Source organism: Clostridium luticellarii (assembly GCF_002995845.1).
Lineage (GTDB): Bacteria > Bacillota > Clostridia > Clostridiales > Clostridiaceae > Clostridium_B > Clostridium_B luticellarii.
In genome coordinates, this window is the sequence record NZ_PVXP01000020.1 from 20847 (window position 1) to 39085 (window position 18239).

An 18239-nucleotide genomic window follows, 5' to 3' on the forward strand; every position below is an offset into this window, starting at 1 on the left:
AACTTACCCTCCTTTTCTAATCAACCAGATGTTTGGCTTTCACATAGTTAAATACCGGACCTTCCAGACATATATAGGTGTCATTCATTCTGCAGTGACCGCACTTTCCCAAACCGCAGCACATTTTTCTCTCATAGGAAACCCAAATATTTTCTTCACTGATTCCCTTCTTTAAAAATTCCTCTATGGTAAATTTCATCATCATGGGGGGACCAACTACAATAACCTGCACCTGATTTAAATTTTCAACGGGAAGATCCTCTATATATTTTGTAACAAGCCCTACATTTCCATGGTAATCTTGACCTGCTCTATCAACAGTTAAAATCACATTGGCATTTTTACTCCACTTTTCTATATTGTCTCTGAACAAAATATCCTCCGGAGACTTGAAACCCATAATCACATTGAGGTTTGTGACTTCGTCCCTATTATGGGCAAAATAATCTATTATGCCTTTTACAGGGGCTGCACCTGTCCCTCCTGCAGCTACCACCAGTTCTCTGTGCTTGTACAAATTCACATCAAAACCGTTACCATAGGGGCCCCTCATAAAAAGCCTGTCTCCCTTAAAGAAGCTGTGAATTATATCTGTAACCCTGCCCACACGCCTTATGGTGAGATCCACATAGTCCTTTCCTATTTCACATACGGATATAGGCGCTTCCCCATATTTTGGAATGGAAACTTCAAAAAATTGTCCAGGTCTTACTTCCCCTGAAAACTCCATTCTGAAGGTGTAGTCAATATCCGTATGTTTTTTTATATCAATTATTTTGCTTGCCTCCGGCAAATATATATTTTCCATTTATATCACCTCACTGCCTCATTTAATTTATTAACACAATTTGAAAAGGATATATATTCAGAACATGCATCATCACATCTTCCGCATCCCACACACATGTTATATCCAAATCTCTTTTTAAAATCATAGATCTTGTGCATTACCTTGAACCTCATTCTATCACCTTTGTCCTGCCTGAAGCTGTGCCCTCCGGCTATATCCGTATACCCGTCTACCTGACAGGATGCCCATACTCTCCTTCTTTCACCTGTTTTTTTATTGTCCCTGTAAAAAATATCCTGCATGGAAAAGCATGTACAGGTTCCGCACACCAGGTTGCACCTTCCACAGGAAATGCATCTTGCAGAATATTCCTTCCACATGGAATTGCTGAAAATACTTTCATCTATATTTTCAGGAATATTCACCTTTACCTCATTGGATTTTACAAAGCGGGGATTCACGTCACACTGCTTTACTTCCTTAAAACAGGCCTCAAAACTCTTGTCCCTGCATTCTACAAATACCTTGTGATCTTTATACCTTACAAATAGATCATATTCCCGGGTAGTATTGCACCCCATGCTGCAGCAAAAACAATTCTCAAAACTGTGTTCACATTCCATAAGCACAAATTTGACTTTATCCCGCAGCTTTTTATAATAGACATCCTCGGAACCATTTCTCAAATAAATTTCATCAATTCTCTTTATGGCATGAATGTCACAGCTCCTTAAAAACAGCAATATTTTTCTATCATCTGTATTGGGTTCCTTTACAGAATCTTCAGTAAAATAAAACAATGTCTGAGTAATTGGAAGCAGTACTTCCTTAGGTGAAAAATCAGACTTTGTACTAAATTCTATTTCTTCAATGGTATTCACCTGTCCATACCTTACTGAATCCGTATCAGAAAATCTTCCCCTGCCCTTCAGTTTCACCGGAGCATATACCCTGTAGCTTTTTTTCAATTCCCTCAAGAAACAATCAAACCCTTCGGTATCAGTTACAAAACCCATCCTCATTTCCCTCCTTAAAATATTGATACAAAGATTGCCATATATTTAACATAGCATAAATATAAAAAATGAAGCGTGACATAAATCACGCTTCATTAAAAATATAAAAAACTATTTTATGCTATAAAACCTCATCAGAGGGCTAAATTCCCCTAAAATATACAGACAGAGCCTCTGGATCTGCAACCACTATCCTTTTATTTTGAAATTTGATCATACCTTTTTTCTTGAAGCCATTGACACATCTTGAAACAGTCTCCCTGGTACTGCCAAGCATATCTGCCAGATAGGTTATGCTTATGTCCAAATCAATGACAGTACCTTCTTTGGACTTCACACCATAATCCCTGGATAATTTCCAGAGTTTGGCCGCCAGCTTTTTATCCATTCTCAACGGCACCGTATTTTTCAGCTGCCTGTAGAGCCGCCTTATTTTTTTAGCCATGGAATTCATGATAATACAGGTAAGAGCAAAATCACCTGACATGAGCTCCATAAGATCCGACTTTAAAAAATACAGGATGCAGCTGTCTTCAAAAGCCTGACAGCTTACGGAGGCAGGCAGACTTTCAAAGGTGACCTCATTTATAAAGTCCCCGTCATTTAAAATGTAGATAATCCTTTTCTGTCCTTCCTCGGACATTCTGTACATAGTTACCTTGCCTTTCAGGATCAGGTAAATTTTATCCACCTTGTCTTTTTCATAAAACAATACCCTTCCCTTGGACAGCTTTTTTTTAAAAGCTTTCTCCCTGAGCAGTTTCAATGTAGCTTTATCTATATTTCTAAACATGGACAATTTATTAAAATCCCGGTCACCAGCTTCAATCATAATTACACCCCTTTTATTTACTCCATTTTACCACAGGTTTCCTGGCTGCTTTAACCTCATCCAGCCTCTTTATACTGGTGGTATTTGGTGCAGATTTAACTATATCTGGATTTTCCTCCGCTTCTTTCGCAATTTTTATCATATCCTCTATGAATTCATCCAGAGTCTCTTTTTTTTCATTTTCCGTGGGCTCTATCATCATGGCCTCTTTTACAATAAGGGGAAAATATATGGTGGGTGGATGATAGCCGTAGTCTAAAAGTCTTTTTGCCACATCGAGAGTGGTGACGCCGTTTTCATCATTTTTCAGCCCTCCAAGTACACATTCATGCTTGCAGACGCCTTCCATTGGAATCTTGTAGTGTTCTTTAAGGCTTTCCTTTATATAATTTGCATTGAGCACTGCATCTTCACTGACCTGTCTAAGTCCTTCCGCGCCCATGCTCAGTATATAGGAAAAAGCTCTTACCATTACTCCAAAATTTCCATAAAAGCTCCTGACTTTTCCTATGGAACAAGGTCTGTCATAGTCAAGATAATACCCTTCATCTTTTTTGGATACAATAGGAACAGGCAAAAACTGCGACAGTTCTTTTTTAGTTCCTATAGGCCCGCTTCCAGGTCCTCCGCCTCCATGGGGTGTGGAAAATGTCTTGTGAAGATTCATATGGCACACATCAAATCCCATGTCTCCGGGTCTTGTCTTTCCCATATTGGCATTCATATTGGCACCATCATAATAAAGCAGCCCCCCTGCAGCATGCACAAGCTCTGCTATTTCCAGTATATTTTTTTCAAATATCCCCAGAGTATTTGGGTTGGTGAGCATGAGTCCCGCCACTTCATCATCCAGCAGGGATTTTAAGGACTCAATATCCACAGTTCCATCTTCAGCAGACTTCACTTCCACCACTTCAAATCCGGCACAGGCAGCCGAGGCGGGGTTGGTTCCATGGGCCGAATCGGGTATAATTATCTTATTTCTCTTAAAATCCCCTCTTTTTTCATGATAGGATTTTATTATCACAAGTCCTGAAAGCTCACCATGGGCTCCTGCTGCAGGCTGCAGCGATACATCATCAAAGCCTGTTATTTCAGCAAGCTTTTCGCTCAATTCATACATGAGCTTCAAAGCTCCCTGAATTGTCTCCTCAGGCTGATAGGGGTGAAGTTCGGTGAATCCTGTTAAACCTGCCATATCTTCATTGATCTTGGGGTTGTATTTCATAGTGCAGGAGCCAAGAGGATAAAAACCGGTATCCACTCCAAAATTTTTATTTGAAAGCAGCGTAAAATGTCTCACCGCATCCACTTCACTCACTTCAGGAAGTTCCGGCTCCTCTCTGCTTATAAATTTTTCCGGCAGTAATTTACGAATATTCTCCTCTGGTACATCACATTGCGGAAGGGAATAGGCCCTTCTTCCCTTTTTAGAAAGTTCAAAAATAAGTTTATTGTATTCACCCATCATTTTATTCCCTCCAGTATGGAAACTAATTTATCAATTTCAGGTTTTGTTCTTTTCTCAGTGACGCACAAAAGCATGGAATTTCGATAAGATGGGTATGCCTTCTCCACGTCATATCCACCCAGTATATTGTTTTGCAGCAGCGTTTTATTTACTTTTTCCACTGAATTCTTGGATTGAACCACAAACTCATTAAAAAATGGTTTATCAAACACCGACTTATACTTTCCACTTTCAACAAGCTCGCTAAAAGCATAGTGAGATTTTTGCACATTTTGGAGTGCCACCTCCCTTATCCCATTCTTGCCAAGGACAGTCAAATATATTAGTGCAGTCAAGGCATTAAGCGCCTCATTGGAACAAATATTTGAAGATGCTTTTTCTCTTCTTATATGCTGTTCTCTTGCCTGAAGTGTAAGCACATAACCTCTTTTACCCGCAGCATCTGTAGTTTCTCCTACAATTCTTCCCGGAATCTTTCTCAGATATTTTTTTCTGGTAGTCAGAAATCCGAAATAAGGGCCGCCGTAATTCATGCTGTTTCCAAGAGGCTGCCCTTCTCCTACGGCTATATCTGCACCACATTCACCGGGGCTTTTTAAAATTCCAAGGGATATTGGATTGCAGAAGACTATTAAAAGAGATTTATTCTTATGAGTATATTTTTCTATATCCTGAAGTTCTTCTATTATTCCAAAAAAATTTGGTGTCTGAACTATAACCGCTGCCGTATCTCCGTCCAATTCAGATTTAAGTTTGTCTATATCTGTACTGCCTTCACTTTCATCTATTTCCATCAAATTCAAATTTTTAAATCTTAAATAAGTACCAAGTACCTTCCTCACTTCAGGATTAAGTGTCCCGGATACGACTACTTTTTTACGCCTGGTGATATTCACGGCCATCTGCGCAGCCTCGGCACAAGCAGTTGCCCCATCATACATGGAGGCATTTGAGGCATCCATACCTGTTAAATCTGCCATAACCGTCTGGTATTCAAATATGGTCTGAAGTGTACCCTGGCTTATTTCAGCCTGGTAAGGCGTATAAGCAGTATAAAATTCAGATCTTGATATTATATGTTTTATTACAGATGGAATATAATGATCATATACGCCTGCCCCTAAAAAGCAGGTTAGATCACTGCAGCTTTTATTCAGTCTGGCAGTATTTTCAATATACGACTTAACCTCAAGCTCTGACATTTCATCATTTATATTCAATTTTCTATTTAAACGGACACGTGCCGGTATATCGGAGAACAGTTCATCTACACTGTCTGCTCCTATTTTTTTCAGCATAGTGTTTCTGTCTTCGTCCGTTAAAGGCAAATAGGGATGCATAATATCACTCCTCACCACATAATTTTTCATAATCCTCTGCAGCCAAAAGCTCCCCCAGCTGAGAATTATCCATCACTTCAATGGAGATTATCCAATTCTTATAAGGATCCTGATTGATGTATTCAGGATTGTCTATAAGTTCTTCATTTATTTCCAGTACCCTTCCTGATACAGGTATATAGAGATCCGAAGCCGCTTTTACAGATTCAACGGCCCCAAAGACCTCTGCCTTTTCAAATTCTGAATCCACTTCAGGCAGATCCACAAATACGATATCCCCCAGAGAATCCTGGGCAAAATCGGTGATTCCCACATATGCCCTGTCTCCATCCACTTTTATCCACTCATGATCCTTGGTGTACAGTGCTTCCTTTAAAATCTTCATTTATAAAGCCTCCAGTCATTTTTTATACTTTTTCTTATAGAATTTTTTATCTGCGACTTCTGCTTTAAGAAGTCTGCCTCTTATTTTTACAAAAATTTCAGTTCCCAGTTTAGAGTAAGCGGAATCCACAAGGGCAAGTCCTATATTTTTTTTCAGAGACGGTGAACGGTATCCAGTAGTCACTTCACCTATTTTCCTGCCTTCTGTCAAAACCTCATAGCCATGCCTTGGAATACCTCTTTCCTTCATTTCAAAGCCAATTATCTTTCTCTTGATTCCCTCCTCTTTTTGCTTTAGAAGCGCTTCCCTGCCTATAAAATTCTTTTTATCAAGTTTCACAAAAAATCCTATTCCTGCTTCAAGCGGGGTAATGGCTTCCGAAAGCTCATTTCCATAAAGGGGCAGGTTGACTTCAAATCTCAGTGTATCTCTTGCGCCAAGTCCTGCAGGCTTTATACCTTCCTCCCTGCCGGCTTCAAGTATCCTATCCCACAGATATTCTCCATTTTCAGCAGCAGAATATATTTCAAACCCGTCTTCACCTGTATATCCGGTTCTGGATATCATGCATTTTCTTCCGGAAATAATCACATCCCTTTTGCAAAAAAAGAATTTAATTTTCCCCAGATCCACATCTGTGAGCTTTTGGAGTATGTTTTCAGCTTTAGGACCCTGAACAGCAAGCTGTATGATAGATGAAGATATATTTTTGATCTCAACATCAAAATTTCCCTTGTGCCCGATCATCCAGCTAATATCCTTTTCTATATTGGCAGCGTTTATAACCAGGAAAAAATGTTCACCGTTAAATCTGTAAACTATGATATCATCTACAATTCCGCCATCGGGATAACACATAGGAGTATACAGTATTTGATTATCTTCAAGAACAGCTGCATCATTTGTGATTAAATTTTGAACAAACTCCAGTGCATCCTTTCCTGTTATATCCGCCTCTCCCATGTGTGAAACATCAAACAATCCCGCTCTTTCTCTAACTGCCTCATGTTCAGGTATTATGCCTTCAAATTGAACCGGCATAGACCATCCTGCAAAGTCTATTATTTTCGCCCCATACTTTTTATAAGAATTAAACAATGCAGTCTTCTTTAATTTTTCCACAAAAAAACCTCCCTCATATATTTTTATCCAGCAAAAAAAGGACATGAAGAACAAATAGTTCACACGTCCCTGTTTATTTACCTGAGAGATTCGATACAAACACCTTTCACCTTCGGTACTGTTTTAAAGAACAGATTTTCCAGAGTTTTGTCCTAGAGCGCTGCCTTTACCTGAAAGTTTTTGATATATCTGTGAAAATATATCATTGCCTCTTCGGTCAACAGATGTTGTCTCACGCCATAATCATCCAAGTCCTTATTTTATTATATTACTAATAATACACTTTAAAATATATAATTTCAATAAAAATATGGCATTTTTTTATTCATTATAATATTTTTTACTGTTTACCTTTTCAACTTTTCTATTTCCTGCAAATTTCCCATTAGCCAGCCTTCTGTCATATTTGAAAATTCAACCCAGAATCCAGTTTCAGCATGAAGTTTTACAGAATCTTTCCATGTTGAAATCCAGCGGCACAGATGATCTTTTAAGAACTTTTCCATGGCTTCCAAAATTCTTGTGATATTCTGCAAATCACCTCGTAAGCCAAAATCACAAAGTCTTGCCATAAATGACAATTCAAAATGCAGATGATCTGCTGCCTCTTTTGGATTTACCTCCAGTCCAAATTCATGATAAAATCTTCTTACAGATAACTCCGACTTTCCAAAAATCAGTCTGTCTTTATTTTCATATACGGATTCCCAGGAAGCTGCTAAAATGCGTCCCGGTCCAAGAAAAAGCCTGTAATAATCCTCCCACAATTCTTCCCTGTATTTAGAATTCAAATTATTTCTATTTATTTCACTTGATATCATCTCAGCTCCACGGGGAACAGCTAAATTACTTTTCCATTTGGTGAGCTTTTCAAGCAAATCCGTATTTTCCAAAATATTCAGGCCAGTTTTCAAATTGCCCCCGTAAAAGAGAGCCAGGGTTGAATATACAGCTTTTCTCTCCCTAAACCACAATTTTATATTGTCCATTGCACTTGATTCTCCTCATTTTTCTACTGCATCTCTATGTGGAGTAATAACCAGGGCAGGTTTTGTAATATTTCCCTCAGGCATACCCGGCACTTCATCAATACTTCCATACTTCTGCACAAGTAAATCCAACGGTCCGTAAGCCAGAGCTCTCATAGGACATGCAGCCACACAGGCAGGCTCCCTTCCTTCAGCCAGCAGATCCATACAAAAATCACATTTCCTGACCTTTTTAATATGTTCATCATATTGTGGTGCCTTGTAAGGACAGCTTTTTATACATCTGCAGCACCCAATACATTTTTCTTCACAAATATAGACGATTCCATCTTTTTTCCTCTTCACAACTGCCCCTGTAGGACAGCTTTTTGCACATACAGGATCAAGGCAGTGATTGCAGCTGATGGAAATCCAGAAAGCATATACATCTGGGAAAATAGCTCTGCCTCTTCTTTTATAACTCCCCCCGGAGACTTCATATACCTTCCTGAAATTCTGTCCTGTTTCCAGATTGTTTTTATCCTTGCAGGCTATGCTGCAGGTGCCGCACCCCGTACAACTTTTCTGTTCAAAATAAAATGCCAGCTGTCTGCGCATTTAAACCACTTCCCTCTAATATACTTTTTCTATTTCAACCAGGCTCGTATGGGACGGATTCCCAAAAGCCAGCGGAGTTGGCTTATATCTGGTCAAAACATTTATACACCCTCTTCTGTCAATTCCCTTTTCATCTGGTATCCACCAGCCGCCCTGTGGTATGGAGGCAACTCCCGGCATAATCCTGGAAGTGATTTTCACAGGTAAAATTATAGTGCCCCTGTCATTGAACACTTTGACCATATCTCCCTCTGCAACATGCCGCTCTCCGGCATCTTCACAATTCATCAGAACCTTCTGGGGCTCCACTTCCTCCATCCAGCCCGTATTGTCAAAAGTGGAATGTACTCTTCTTTTGGAATGATGACCTATACACTGAATTGGATATTTTCCCGAAACAGGATCCTCCGGCCCCTCCCAGGCAGAAATATACTGGGGAACTGCAGGTATTTTCCTGTGGTTATTCATATTCCACAGCCTGTCGGAGAAAATCTCTATTTTACCCGAAGGAGTTGGAAAAGGATTATGGACAGGATCTTCAATTTGCTTTTTAAAAGCAATACAGGGCTCTTCATAAATCCAGCGGTATATTCCTTTTTTCTTGAACTCCTGAAAACATGGAAAACCTGGATTTTCCCCGGCTGTCTTCTCCACAAGATATTCTGCCCAGTCACTCAAAGACTTTCCCTCGGTAAACTGCTCTGAAAGTCCCAGCTTTTTTGCCAGATCACTTATCCAGTCATAGGCATTACGGCATTGAAAGACTGTATCCACTGCCTTGTTCATAAACAGTACATAATCACCAAATCCCCAGGGTGTCACTATATCTTCCCTCTCCATCATATCATCCGCAGGCAGTACTATATCTGAAAACCGTGCACTGGCAGTTAAAAATTGATCACTGGTCACAATAAGCTCCACCAGATTTTCATTTTTCAGAATTTCTGCAGTACCGTTAGAATCCGTATGCTGGTTTACAAGACAATTTCCGCCCAAATTAAATATGTATTTTATATTGGAAGACAGTTTTTTTGTCCCTTTAACGCTTAAATCAGCTCCCATGCCCTTTCCCCTCACTATGGCATCCGGCCAGCTGAACATGGAAATTTGACTTTTATTGGGATTGTAATGAGGAATGGATGCCACATACTCCTCTCTCACCGGATATCCCGTTCCTGACGCCCATCCACCACTGATGCCTATATTGCCGGTCATGGTTGCCAGTACAGTTCCACCTCTTGCCACCTGCTCTCCATAAGCATGTCTTTGGGGTCCAAATCCCTGTATGAGTGCAGCAGGTTTACTAAGTGCATATTCTCTCGCCAATCTGACAATGGTTTCCTCCGGAATTCCCGTAATCGACTCAGCCCAGGCAGGAGTTTTAGGTATTTTGCCAGCACCTTTTCCCAGTACATAGTCCCTGTAGGAATTTCCAGGCGGAATTCCTGCAGGCATATGTGCTTCATCAAAACCAATGCAGTATTTGTCCAGAAATTTCTGATCCTGAAGATTTTCTACAATCATCACATAGGCCATGGCATCCATCAGAGCATTATCCGTAGTGGGTCTGATCGGTATCCACTCATCCGCAAGAGCCACTGCCGTATTGGAGTAAATTGGATCAATACTTATTATTTTGGCACCTGCATTTTTAGCCATCTTGAGATAATAGGCGGTATTGGTTCCATGTATGGTATCTGCAGGATTGAAGCCAAGTAAAATTATCAGCTTCGAATTGACCCAGTCTTCCCTGCTGTTTCCGGTGTATATAGTTCCAAAAGTGTAGGGAGTGGCCGCTTGAGTACAAGCTGTGCTGTAGGTTCCATAATAGGACAGATACCCTCCATACATTCCAAGAAGTCTTTTCATCCACACATTTTCCGAAAGTCTTCCTTCATTTCCCGTAGCATATTGAATATATATGGAGTCAGGACCGTATTTATTCATTATTCTCCTCAAATTATCTGCAATAATATCCAGCGCTTCATCCCAGGTTATGATCTCAAATTTTCCTTCACCCCGTTTTCCCCTGCGCTTCATTGGATATTTCAGCCTGTTACAGTCATATATTCTGTTTCGATAAGCCCGACATCTTAAGCATCCCCTGAGCTGTGGAATTTTTTCAGTGTCCGGTATGTCATCTTCCGTGGATATTCTCACAATGCGATTGTGCTTTACATGTGCCTTTATGACACACCTTCCGCCGCAGTTATGGGAACCGGAAGTGGAAATTATTTTCTCCTCTTCATCCAGATCATTTTTGGAGTCAAATGCATAAAAGCCATCCTCTCCAGATGATTTTTCTATAAATTCAAATGTTGTTTCGTCAATATTCAAAAGTTCTATTCTATCTGTCTTCATTAGCATGCACCTCTTAATCTTACATATTTACATTTTATAAAAACAGTGAATCATCAAATCCACTGTTTTTTCTAGGCAATGCCTACCTTTTTAATAGAAGAAAGTCTATAAGAATTTAGAATCAATATGGCAAACATTAAAAGTCCGTGAACCACGCTCTGCCAATAGAAATTAATTCCTACCAAACTAAGTCCATTTGATACAACTCCGTAAAATATTACTCCTACGAGGGTGCCTGGTATATCCACAAGACCTTTTTCATTTAAAGTACTTCCAATAAAAACAGCTCCTATTCCATCCATCAAATAGTAATTTCCACTTAATGGAACATAAGATTTAAGTGCAGAAGCCCCTACTATACCGGCGAAAGCACATATAACACTGCATATAACAAATGCATAAGAAGTATATTTTTTTACGGGAACTCCTGAAAGTTCCGCAGCTTCGCTCTGCAATCCAATAGCATATAAATATCTTCCAAAGACAGTTTTTTTAAGCAAAAAATGAATTGAAAAAGCAACTAGAATAGCTATAATTACAGACCACTTGAAATCAATCTGGCTACCCCATTTATTTACAACAAATAAGCTGCCATTTCCCAAAAAGCTAAAAACTTCATCCATATTTGGCAAATACACTGGTTTACCGCCTTCAGTAATAATTCTCTCAATACTCTGCCCTATAAAAAGAGTCCCAAAAGTAGCCAAAAATATTGTAATTTTTACCTTTAGAACCAAGAAACTATTAAATACTCCTATAATGGCTCCAGCCACAAGACCCATAAAAATGGCAGTAAGCCATCCCCATCCATAACTAAGCAAAATTACAGATACCATTCCACCCATGTCAAAAGCCACTGCCACGGAAAGATCTATTCCCCCAGCTGCAATAACCAGGCACAGGCCCACTGATACCAAAGTAAGTATAGCAGACTGAGTTAAAATATTCAATAAATTCCCTGGGTTTAAAAATTTGGAAGTTGTAATTGAAAGTCCTATTATGAGTATTAATAATGCTATAATTGTGCTATATCTTATAAAGCCGTTTTTCAACATATCAATTCAACCTCCTTGTTCTTATAGTAGTTACTCCCACCGCCAACAATATCAGTGCTCCTTTGACTGCATAAACCCAATAGGTGGGTACATTTATCAAAGTAAAACCATTAGTGAGAACTTCTACAAACAATACACTTAAAATAGTACCCGGAATATTGGGCACAGCTGTACGTGAAAAAATAGCACTCATATAAGCTGCAAGCAGTATATCAAACAACATAATATCTCCTGTACCTGGTACACTTCCAGATAACCTAGCAGAAGCCAATACACTTGCAATCAATGCCATTATAGATGCTATAACATAAGTTGATGACAAAACAAGTTTTACATTTATACCAGCTATTCTGGCAGCTTCAGGGTTTCCACCTACTGCATTCACCCAGTTTCCAAATACAGATTTATTTAAAAGTATATACAATACAATTTCTACTATTACAAAAACCCAAACGGAGTTAGGCAAAAATAAAAAACTTCCTCTGGAAATAAAGTCCAAAAAACCATTGGATACATTTATGGGCTTATTTCCCGATACCAGAAGCTCGGCCCCTTGAAGAAAATACATCATTGAAAGAGTGGCAAGAAGTGGAATAATCTTCAGCTTTCCAATCATAAATGAATTTATCAAGCCTATACAAAGACTCACCAGTACTGCTATTAGAAGTATCGACAAAATAGAGTAGCTTTTACTCATGAAATAGGTTATTATCACACTGTTAAAAGCTAGATTATTTCCTAGAGACAGATCAATTCCCCCCTTTATTACATGTGTACCTCCTCCAATTAATATGATGGTCATTCCAGATGTAACTATACCTAAAACACTTGACTGGTTTAATATATTTAATACATTGTGTATCTCCAGAAATGATGGTGAAATAACAGAAAATATAACAATAAGCAAAACAAACATTACATACCCGCTGTATTGTAATAATATATTTTCAGGTTTTAATATTCTACGCTCCATTGACAACTGCATCACTTTTTCCTCCCATCATGGAAACAAATATCTCATTAGTATTCATATTTCCTCCAATAAATTCATCCACAATTTCTCCTCTATACATCACCAGGATTCTATCTGACAGTCCCACCATTTCTTGTATATCCTGAGAAATCAATATTATTCCTGCTCCTTGCTCAGCCATTTTATTTATAATAGAATATATTTCTATTTTAGCTCCTATATCTACTCCTGAAGTCAATTCATTAAATATATATAATTTTGATTCGCTGTTCATCCATTTTCCTATTGCCACTTTCTGTTGATTTCCTCCACTTAACAATCCTGCTGAAGTTTCCTGACCAGAGGTTTTGATACCCAATTTTTCTATTATATTTTTGGCTCTGGTATTTTCTTCCAAAGTATTGACAATACCTTTTCTACTTACAGACTTTAAATTTGAAATAGTAATATTATGACAGACAGACATATTTTGTATTATACCCAGCTTCCTTCTGTCTTGGGGGACATAAGCCATGCCCAGTTGTACCGCCGTTTCAGGTCTATTTTGAAGCAACTTTCTGCCATTGAATTCAATACTTCCGCTAACTACACCGGAAGTATCGTAAATAGCTCTACCCAATTCAATATGGCCGGATCCCATAAGACCTGTTATAGCAATTATCTCGCCTTTATTCATTTTAAAACTAATATTTTTGAATACTTTAATATGAGTAAGATCTTTTATTTCCAGCAACACTTTATTTTGCGGCATCTTTTTAGAAGGATACCTTCTTTTTATATCTTTTCCCGTCATCACTTTTACAATATCTTCTACATTCAATCCACCAGATTCTAAAGTTCTGACTTTTTTTCCGTTTTTAAGTACTGTAATCCTGTCACATAATTCCAGCACTTCCCTTAAATAATGGGATATATATATAATGGAAATGTTCTTGCCCAGTTCCTTTATAATTTGAAACAATCTATCTGCCTCATATTTAGGAAGCACTGCCGTAGGTTCGTCAAATACAATAAGTTTCGGTTCATTCAAAAGTGCACGGCAAATCTGTACTAATTGCTGCTCTCCAACTGTGAGATTCCACATCAGCCTATTTCCCTGAATAGTTACTCCCAATTTTTCTTTTAATAACCTTTCACTCTCCTTGACCATAAACTTCCTATTTAAAAGTTTCAGTGGAGAATATGCAGGTTCAATACCTAAAAATAGCGACTCTGCAACAGTAAGGTGTGGAACTATGTATCTTTCCTGATGTATGAAATGAATTTTCAATTTTTCCACGCTTTTAGTCGTCAAATGTTTTTGACATTGTCCATTTATTTTGATTTCTCCAGTATCCTGCTCATAAATACCCGCAAGAATTTTCATCAACGTTGACTTTCCCGCTCCATTTTCTCCGACAATACCGTGTATCTCCCTATTTTTCACCTGCAAAGTTACATCTTCAAGAGCTTTCACCCCAGGAAATTCCTTTCTTATATTCAGCATTTCCAAAACATATGAGTCATCCATAATCAATTTCCCTCCTTGTACAGCAATAACAATTTATTGAGAAACAGATTGACACTGTTTCTCTTTATTATTTTTTATTATTGAACAGAATCTTCTGAGCTTCTTGCACATTATCCTTAGTAACCAGATATGGTTCCACATAAATGGATTTAGTAACCTTTTGTCCATTTAAATATCTTGCTGCAGCATCAACTGCTGCCTGCCCGATCTTATACGGCTGCTGAGCCATATCTGCTACAAAAGGTGAATTTTTCTCGGCAAGCACCTTAATTGCATCAGGATCTCCATCTACAGCATACACTTTTACATCAGTTCTTCCTGCTGCCTCCAATGCCTGCGAAGCTCCTATTGCAGGTATATCCCAGCCTGCCCAAATGGCTTTTAAATCTCCTTTCTTAGGATATTTGATTAATAGATCTTGCACTTTCTTTTTAGAATCTTCTATAGTTCCATTGATTATATCCTGAAGTTCTGGCTGTATAAATTCAACTTTTGGATAATCTTTAGCCACATATTTCATCTCATCATAACGTATGGCCAATGTCCTTTCTCCATAAAATCCATTGAAGACAGCCACTTTCCCTTGTCCTCCCATATCCTCAAACATTTTACGGGCAAGCGCTTCACCAATAAGATAGTTATCTGATGAAGAGTTAGTTATACTATCTTCACTAGGATGATCAACAGTAAACAGCGGAATCTTTGAAGCACGCACCTTTTTAAGTACAGGAGCATATACCTTAGTATCTCCCAACTGTTTAATTATTGCATCCGGTTTTTGAGTTATCAAATTCTCAATATCTGAAACATGTTTTTGAGCATTCCTTTCACCATTGACTTCAATAGGAGTTCCTCCAAGTTGCTTTATCCTGTCAATTTGCCCCTGATAAGATTGTCTCTCCCAGTTATTGCTTATTCCTTCAACAGCAACTCCTATTTTCTTTCCTCTAAGGGACGGAACAGATTTATTATCTACAGGATCCGTAATACCACCACTGCTGTTACTGCTATTGTCTGTTGAATTATTTGAATTACTTTGTTTGCTATCATTAACAGTTGATTTTTGATTTGATACTATCGGATTAGAACAAGCTGTAGAAATCATTGCTAAAGATAAAACCACTATTAATACATAAATTAATTTAGATATTTTAACTTTTTTCATTATTGATCACATTCCTTTCGCTTCGCTCAAGGCACAAAGCATAATGAAAATATTTGGCTTTGAGTAAATTTTTGTTTTATTATTAAGCCATAGGAATTTCGATACACTACAAATCGCGGGGAGGTGAGTGGGCTGTCCGATTCGTCAGATAACTGTATAATTATATGCGTAGACAGCTTTTTCAAACACAAATAATTGTACCTTCTAAATATTTGTATCTACTTTTTTATTAGACAAAAAAATACTAGAGACTTCATTCTTCAAATAAGAACAGTCTCTAGTATTTCTAGTCAACTTCATAATTTATTTTCAATAATACATGAAATATAAAATACTAAACGGCACTCAAATTTTTGTCTGTAAGGCCATGCCTTAAGAATATTTCCTCCAGCCTCTGCTGTGACATAGGCTTCGGTATCACGAACTTGTCATTTGACTCTATTGCTTTTGCAAGGGATCTGTACTCTTTTGCCTGATTTGAATCAGGATCAAATTGTATCACAGTCTGTTTATGAATCTCAGCTTCCTGCACCACATTGTCCCTGGGAACAAAATAAATAAGCTGTGTACCCAGTTCTTCAGCAAAAGCTTCGATCAGTTCTTTTTCATTCTCCACTTTTCTGCTGTTGCATATTATTCCTCCCAGTCTAACTCCGCCTTTCTTGGCATATCTTTTTATACCTTTTGATATATTATTTGCTGCATAAAGGGCCATCATCTCTCCGCTGGCCACAATGTATATTTCCTTTGCCTTTCCTTCACGAATAGGCATAGCAAAACCTCCGCATACCACATCACCCAGTACATCATAAAACACATAATCCAGATCTTCTGTATATGCACCAAGTCTCTCCAGCATGTTTATAGAAGTTATAATACCTCTTCCTGCACACCCTACTCCTGGTTCTGGTCCCCCGGATTCAACGCACCTTATTCCATTGAATCCTCTTTTCAGTATATAGTCCAAATCTACATCTTCACCTTCTTCTCTCAGTGTATCCAAAACCGTCCTCTGTGCCAGTCCCCCTAAAAGGAGTCTGGTAGAATCCGCCTTTGGATCACAGCCCACCACCATTACATTCTTGCCTATTTCAGATAGTCCTGCGGTCAGATTTTGTGTGGTCGTAGATTTTCCTATACCGCCTTTTCCATAAATAGCTATTTGTCTCATATATTATTCCTCCATATCTTTTATTTTAAAATTTTTAATAAATCACAAAATATAGTTAAAACTATGCACTGGCACTGACTATGGTTGTATATATTTTTTCAATTAAAGTCAGTGCTCCCTTGTATCCTATATAGGATTTAGATAGTACAACTTCATAGGATGCAGGAAATCCCACTTCCACTATGAATCCTTTCAACTCTTTGGCCAAATCCCTTTCCCAGGTGGTTCCAAAAATAATAGGGGGCTTGTGCCCAAAATCAGTATTTCTTATCTTTTCATGGATAACATAGCTGTCTTCTTCAAATTCCACATCTGTAGAAACATCTTCTGCTATATGCCTGTATTCATTTTTAATAGCTTCCCTGTATTTCTCAGGCGGATTTTCAGTTATGATCTGTCTGGCAGGTATAAGTCCAAGCTGATTTACAAGAAATTTTGTAAGTGCCAGATTATATGCACTGTCACCTATAACTGAAAATTTTGCTGGAAGCCCCCACCAGTATTCAGCATAAAAATCAGAAAAATCTTCCAGATATTCATAGTATTTTTTTTCTTCATTTTCTATGAATTTTTCAGCCTTGTCTTTATCGATGCCTGCGAAATCAACCACCTTCCTCAAAAAACTGCTGGTTTCCTTTGCTCCTATTGGAATTGTGGGAATATGCAGGTAGGGCTGGCCATATTTTTCTTTTAAGTGTTCTGCAGTTTTAAGCCCCAGCCAGGGGGATAAAACCAGGTTGAATTGAGCCTTTTTTATATTTTTCCACTCTGATACCCCCAGGGACTCATGTCCAAATAAAATATTCACTTTAAGTCCCACACCCTCCAATAGTCTCTTTATCTCCACCAAGTCACCTCTCCAAAAGGTATTATGAAAAGGCAGAAGAGACCACACATTTACAACTCCCTTTTCAAGAGGGCCATTGTAATCACCTACATACTGATCTATAATAGCTTCTGTAACCAGTTCATGCCCTGTAAAATTATTTCCTTTAAATCCCCCTGTTTCCGCATAAACTATAGGAAGACCTTTTGCCTGAAACTCACCTACCACTGATCCCACATCGTCTCCTACAGTATCTGGAATACAGCCTGTCATAACTACAAATAAGTCTGCATCCATTATTTTAAAAGTTGCCTCTATAAGCTCCCGAAGCCTGTCCTCTCCTCCAAACACCACTTCCTTTTCATAGATATTGCTGCTTGGCACAACAGAACCACCTCCATAGCCGCCTCCCTGGAAGCCATTATAAAAAGCTATGTTGGCCGTCTGTTTGTCAACGCAGCCGGGGCCGCAGTGGGCAATTGGTATCACTCTTGGAATTGCAAAAGCAGTATGCATGGCTCCAAGAGCACAGCCATACCTTATCTGTTCAATGGAATTTGACTTTCCCACAGCTTTACCTGTACCTTTATCATCGCATTTCAGTTCTATATTGGACAATTTATTCACTCCTCAAAA

At 38.5% G+C, this 18239-nt stretch carries 16 protein-coding genes and 1 riboswitch; all 16 genes read right to left on the bottom strand.

Annotation, left to right across the window (positions count from 1 at the left end; genetic code table 11):
* Positions 1 to 16: 16 nt before the first annotated feature.
* Entirely contained in the window at positions 17 to 808 is a 792-nt protein-coding gene (asrB, locus tag CLLU_RS08615) for an anaerobic sulfite reductase subunit AsrB (protein WP_106009340.1), read from the bottom strand.
* 5 nt (positions 809 to 813) lie between these two features.
* A complete protein-coding gene (gene asrA / locus CLLU_RS08620; RefSeq protein WP_106009341.1) occupies positions 814 to 1806 on the bottom strand; it encodes an anaerobic sulfite reductase subunit AsrA in 993 nt (330 codons plus the stop codon).
* A 142-nt stretch (positions 1807 to 1948) separates the two neighbouring features.
* The gene (locus CLLU_RS08625; protein ID WP_106009342.1) at positions 1949 to 2638 is read right to left on the bottom strand and encodes a Crp/Fnr family transcriptional regulator; all 690 of its coding nucleotides are present in this window, start codon (positions 2636 to 2638) and stop codon (positions 1949 to 1951) included.
* A 13-nt stretch (positions 2639 to 2651) separates the two neighbouring features.
* Positions 2652 to 4106 carry an aminomethyl-transferring glycine dehydrogenase subunit GcvPB gene (gcvPB, locus tag CLLU_RS08630; protein ID WP_106009364.1) on the bottom strand — a complete coding sequence of 485 codons (1455 nt, stop codon included), beginning with the start codon at positions 4104 to 4106 and terminating at the stop codon, positions 2652 to 2654.
* A complete protein-coding gene (gcvPA, locus tag CLLU_RS08635) occupies positions 4106 to 5449 on the bottom strand; it encodes an aminomethyl-transferring glycine dehydrogenase subunit GcvPA (protein WP_106009343.1) in 1344 nt (447 codons plus the stop codon). The genes gcvPB and gcvPA overlap by 1 nt, the downstream gene beginning before the upstream one ends.
* Positions 5450 to 5453: 4 nt before the next feature.
* Positions 5454 to 5834: a glycine cleavage system protein GcvH gene (gcvH, locus tag CLLU_RS08640; protein ID WP_106009344.1), complete on the bottom strand. Its 381-nt coding sequence runs from the start codon at positions 5832 to 5834 to the stop codon at positions 5454 to 5456.
* A gap of 15 nt (positions 5835 to 5849) precedes the next feature.
* Positions 5850 to 6956, bottom strand: a complete 1107-nt coding sequence (gene gcvT / locus CLLU_RS08645; RefSeq protein WP_106009365.1) for a glycine cleavage system aminomethyltransferase GcvT — start codon at positions 6954 to 6956, stop codon at positions 5850 to 5852.
* Positions 6957 to 7015: 59 nt separating this feature from the next.
* A riboswitch (glycine riboswitch) is annotated at positions 7016 to 7109 on the bottom strand.
* 194 nt (positions 7110 to 7303) lie between these two features.
* Positions 7304 to 7945 (bottom strand): TorD/DmsD family molecular chaperone, encoded by a 642-nt coding sequence (locus CLLU_RS08650; RefSeq protein WP_106009345.1) that lies wholly within the window; start codon positions 7943 to 7945, stop codon positions 7304 to 7306.
* 15 nt (positions 7946 to 7960) lie between these two features.
* Entirely contained in the window at positions 7961 to 8542 is a 582-nt protein-coding gene (locus CLLU_RS08655; protein ID WP_106009346.1) for a DMSO/selenate family reductase complex B subunit, read from the bottom strand.
* Positions 8543 to 8557: 15 nt separating this feature from the next.
* On the bottom strand, positions 8558 to 10903 hold the full coding sequence (locus CLLU_RS08660) for a DMSO/selenate family reductase complex A subunit (RefSeq protein WP_207655972.1): 2346 nt from the start codon (positions 10901 to 10903) through the stop codon (positions 8558 to 8560).
* A gap of 71 nt (positions 10904 to 10974) precedes the next feature.
* Positions 10975 to 11958 carry an ABC transporter permease gene (locus tag CLLU_RS08665; RefSeq protein ID WP_106009348.1) on the bottom strand — a complete coding sequence of 328 codons (984 nt, stop codon included), beginning with the start codon at positions 11956 to 11958 and terminating at the stop codon, positions 10975 to 10977.
* A 1-nt stretch (position 11959) separates the two neighbouring features.
* On the bottom strand, positions 11960 to 12943 hold the full coding sequence (locus CLLU_RS08670; protein ID WP_106009349.1) for an ABC transporter permease: 984 nt from the start codon (positions 12941 to 12943) through the stop codon (positions 11960 to 11962).
* Entirely contained in the window at positions 12921 to 14441 is a 1521-nt protein-coding gene (locus CLLU_RS08675) for a sugar ABC transporter ATP-binding protein (protein ID WP_106009350.1), read from the bottom strand. Before CLLU_RS08675 ends, CLLU_RS08670 begins: the two co-directional genes overlap by 23 nt.
* A 67-nt stretch (positions 14442 to 14508) precedes the next feature.
* Positions 14509 to 15606 (bottom strand): sugar ABC transporter substrate-binding protein, encoded by a 1098-nt coding sequence (locus CLLU_RS08680; protein WP_106009351.1) that lies wholly within the window; start codon positions 15604 to 15606, stop codon positions 14509 to 14511.
* A gap of 334 nt (positions 15607 to 15940) precedes the next feature.
* Entirely contained in the window at positions 15941 to 16777 is an 837-nt protein-coding gene (gene nifH, locus CLLU_RS08685) for a nitrogenase iron protein (RefSeq protein WP_106009352.1), read from the bottom strand.
* Positions 16778 to 16838: 61 nt separating this feature from the next.
* Positions 16839 to 18221: a nitrogenase component 1 gene (locus CLLU_RS08690; protein WP_242977525.1), complete on the bottom strand. Its 1383-nt coding sequence runs from the start codon at positions 18219 to 18221 to the stop codon at positions 16839 to 16841.
* Positions 18222 to 18239: the final 18 nt, after the last annotated feature.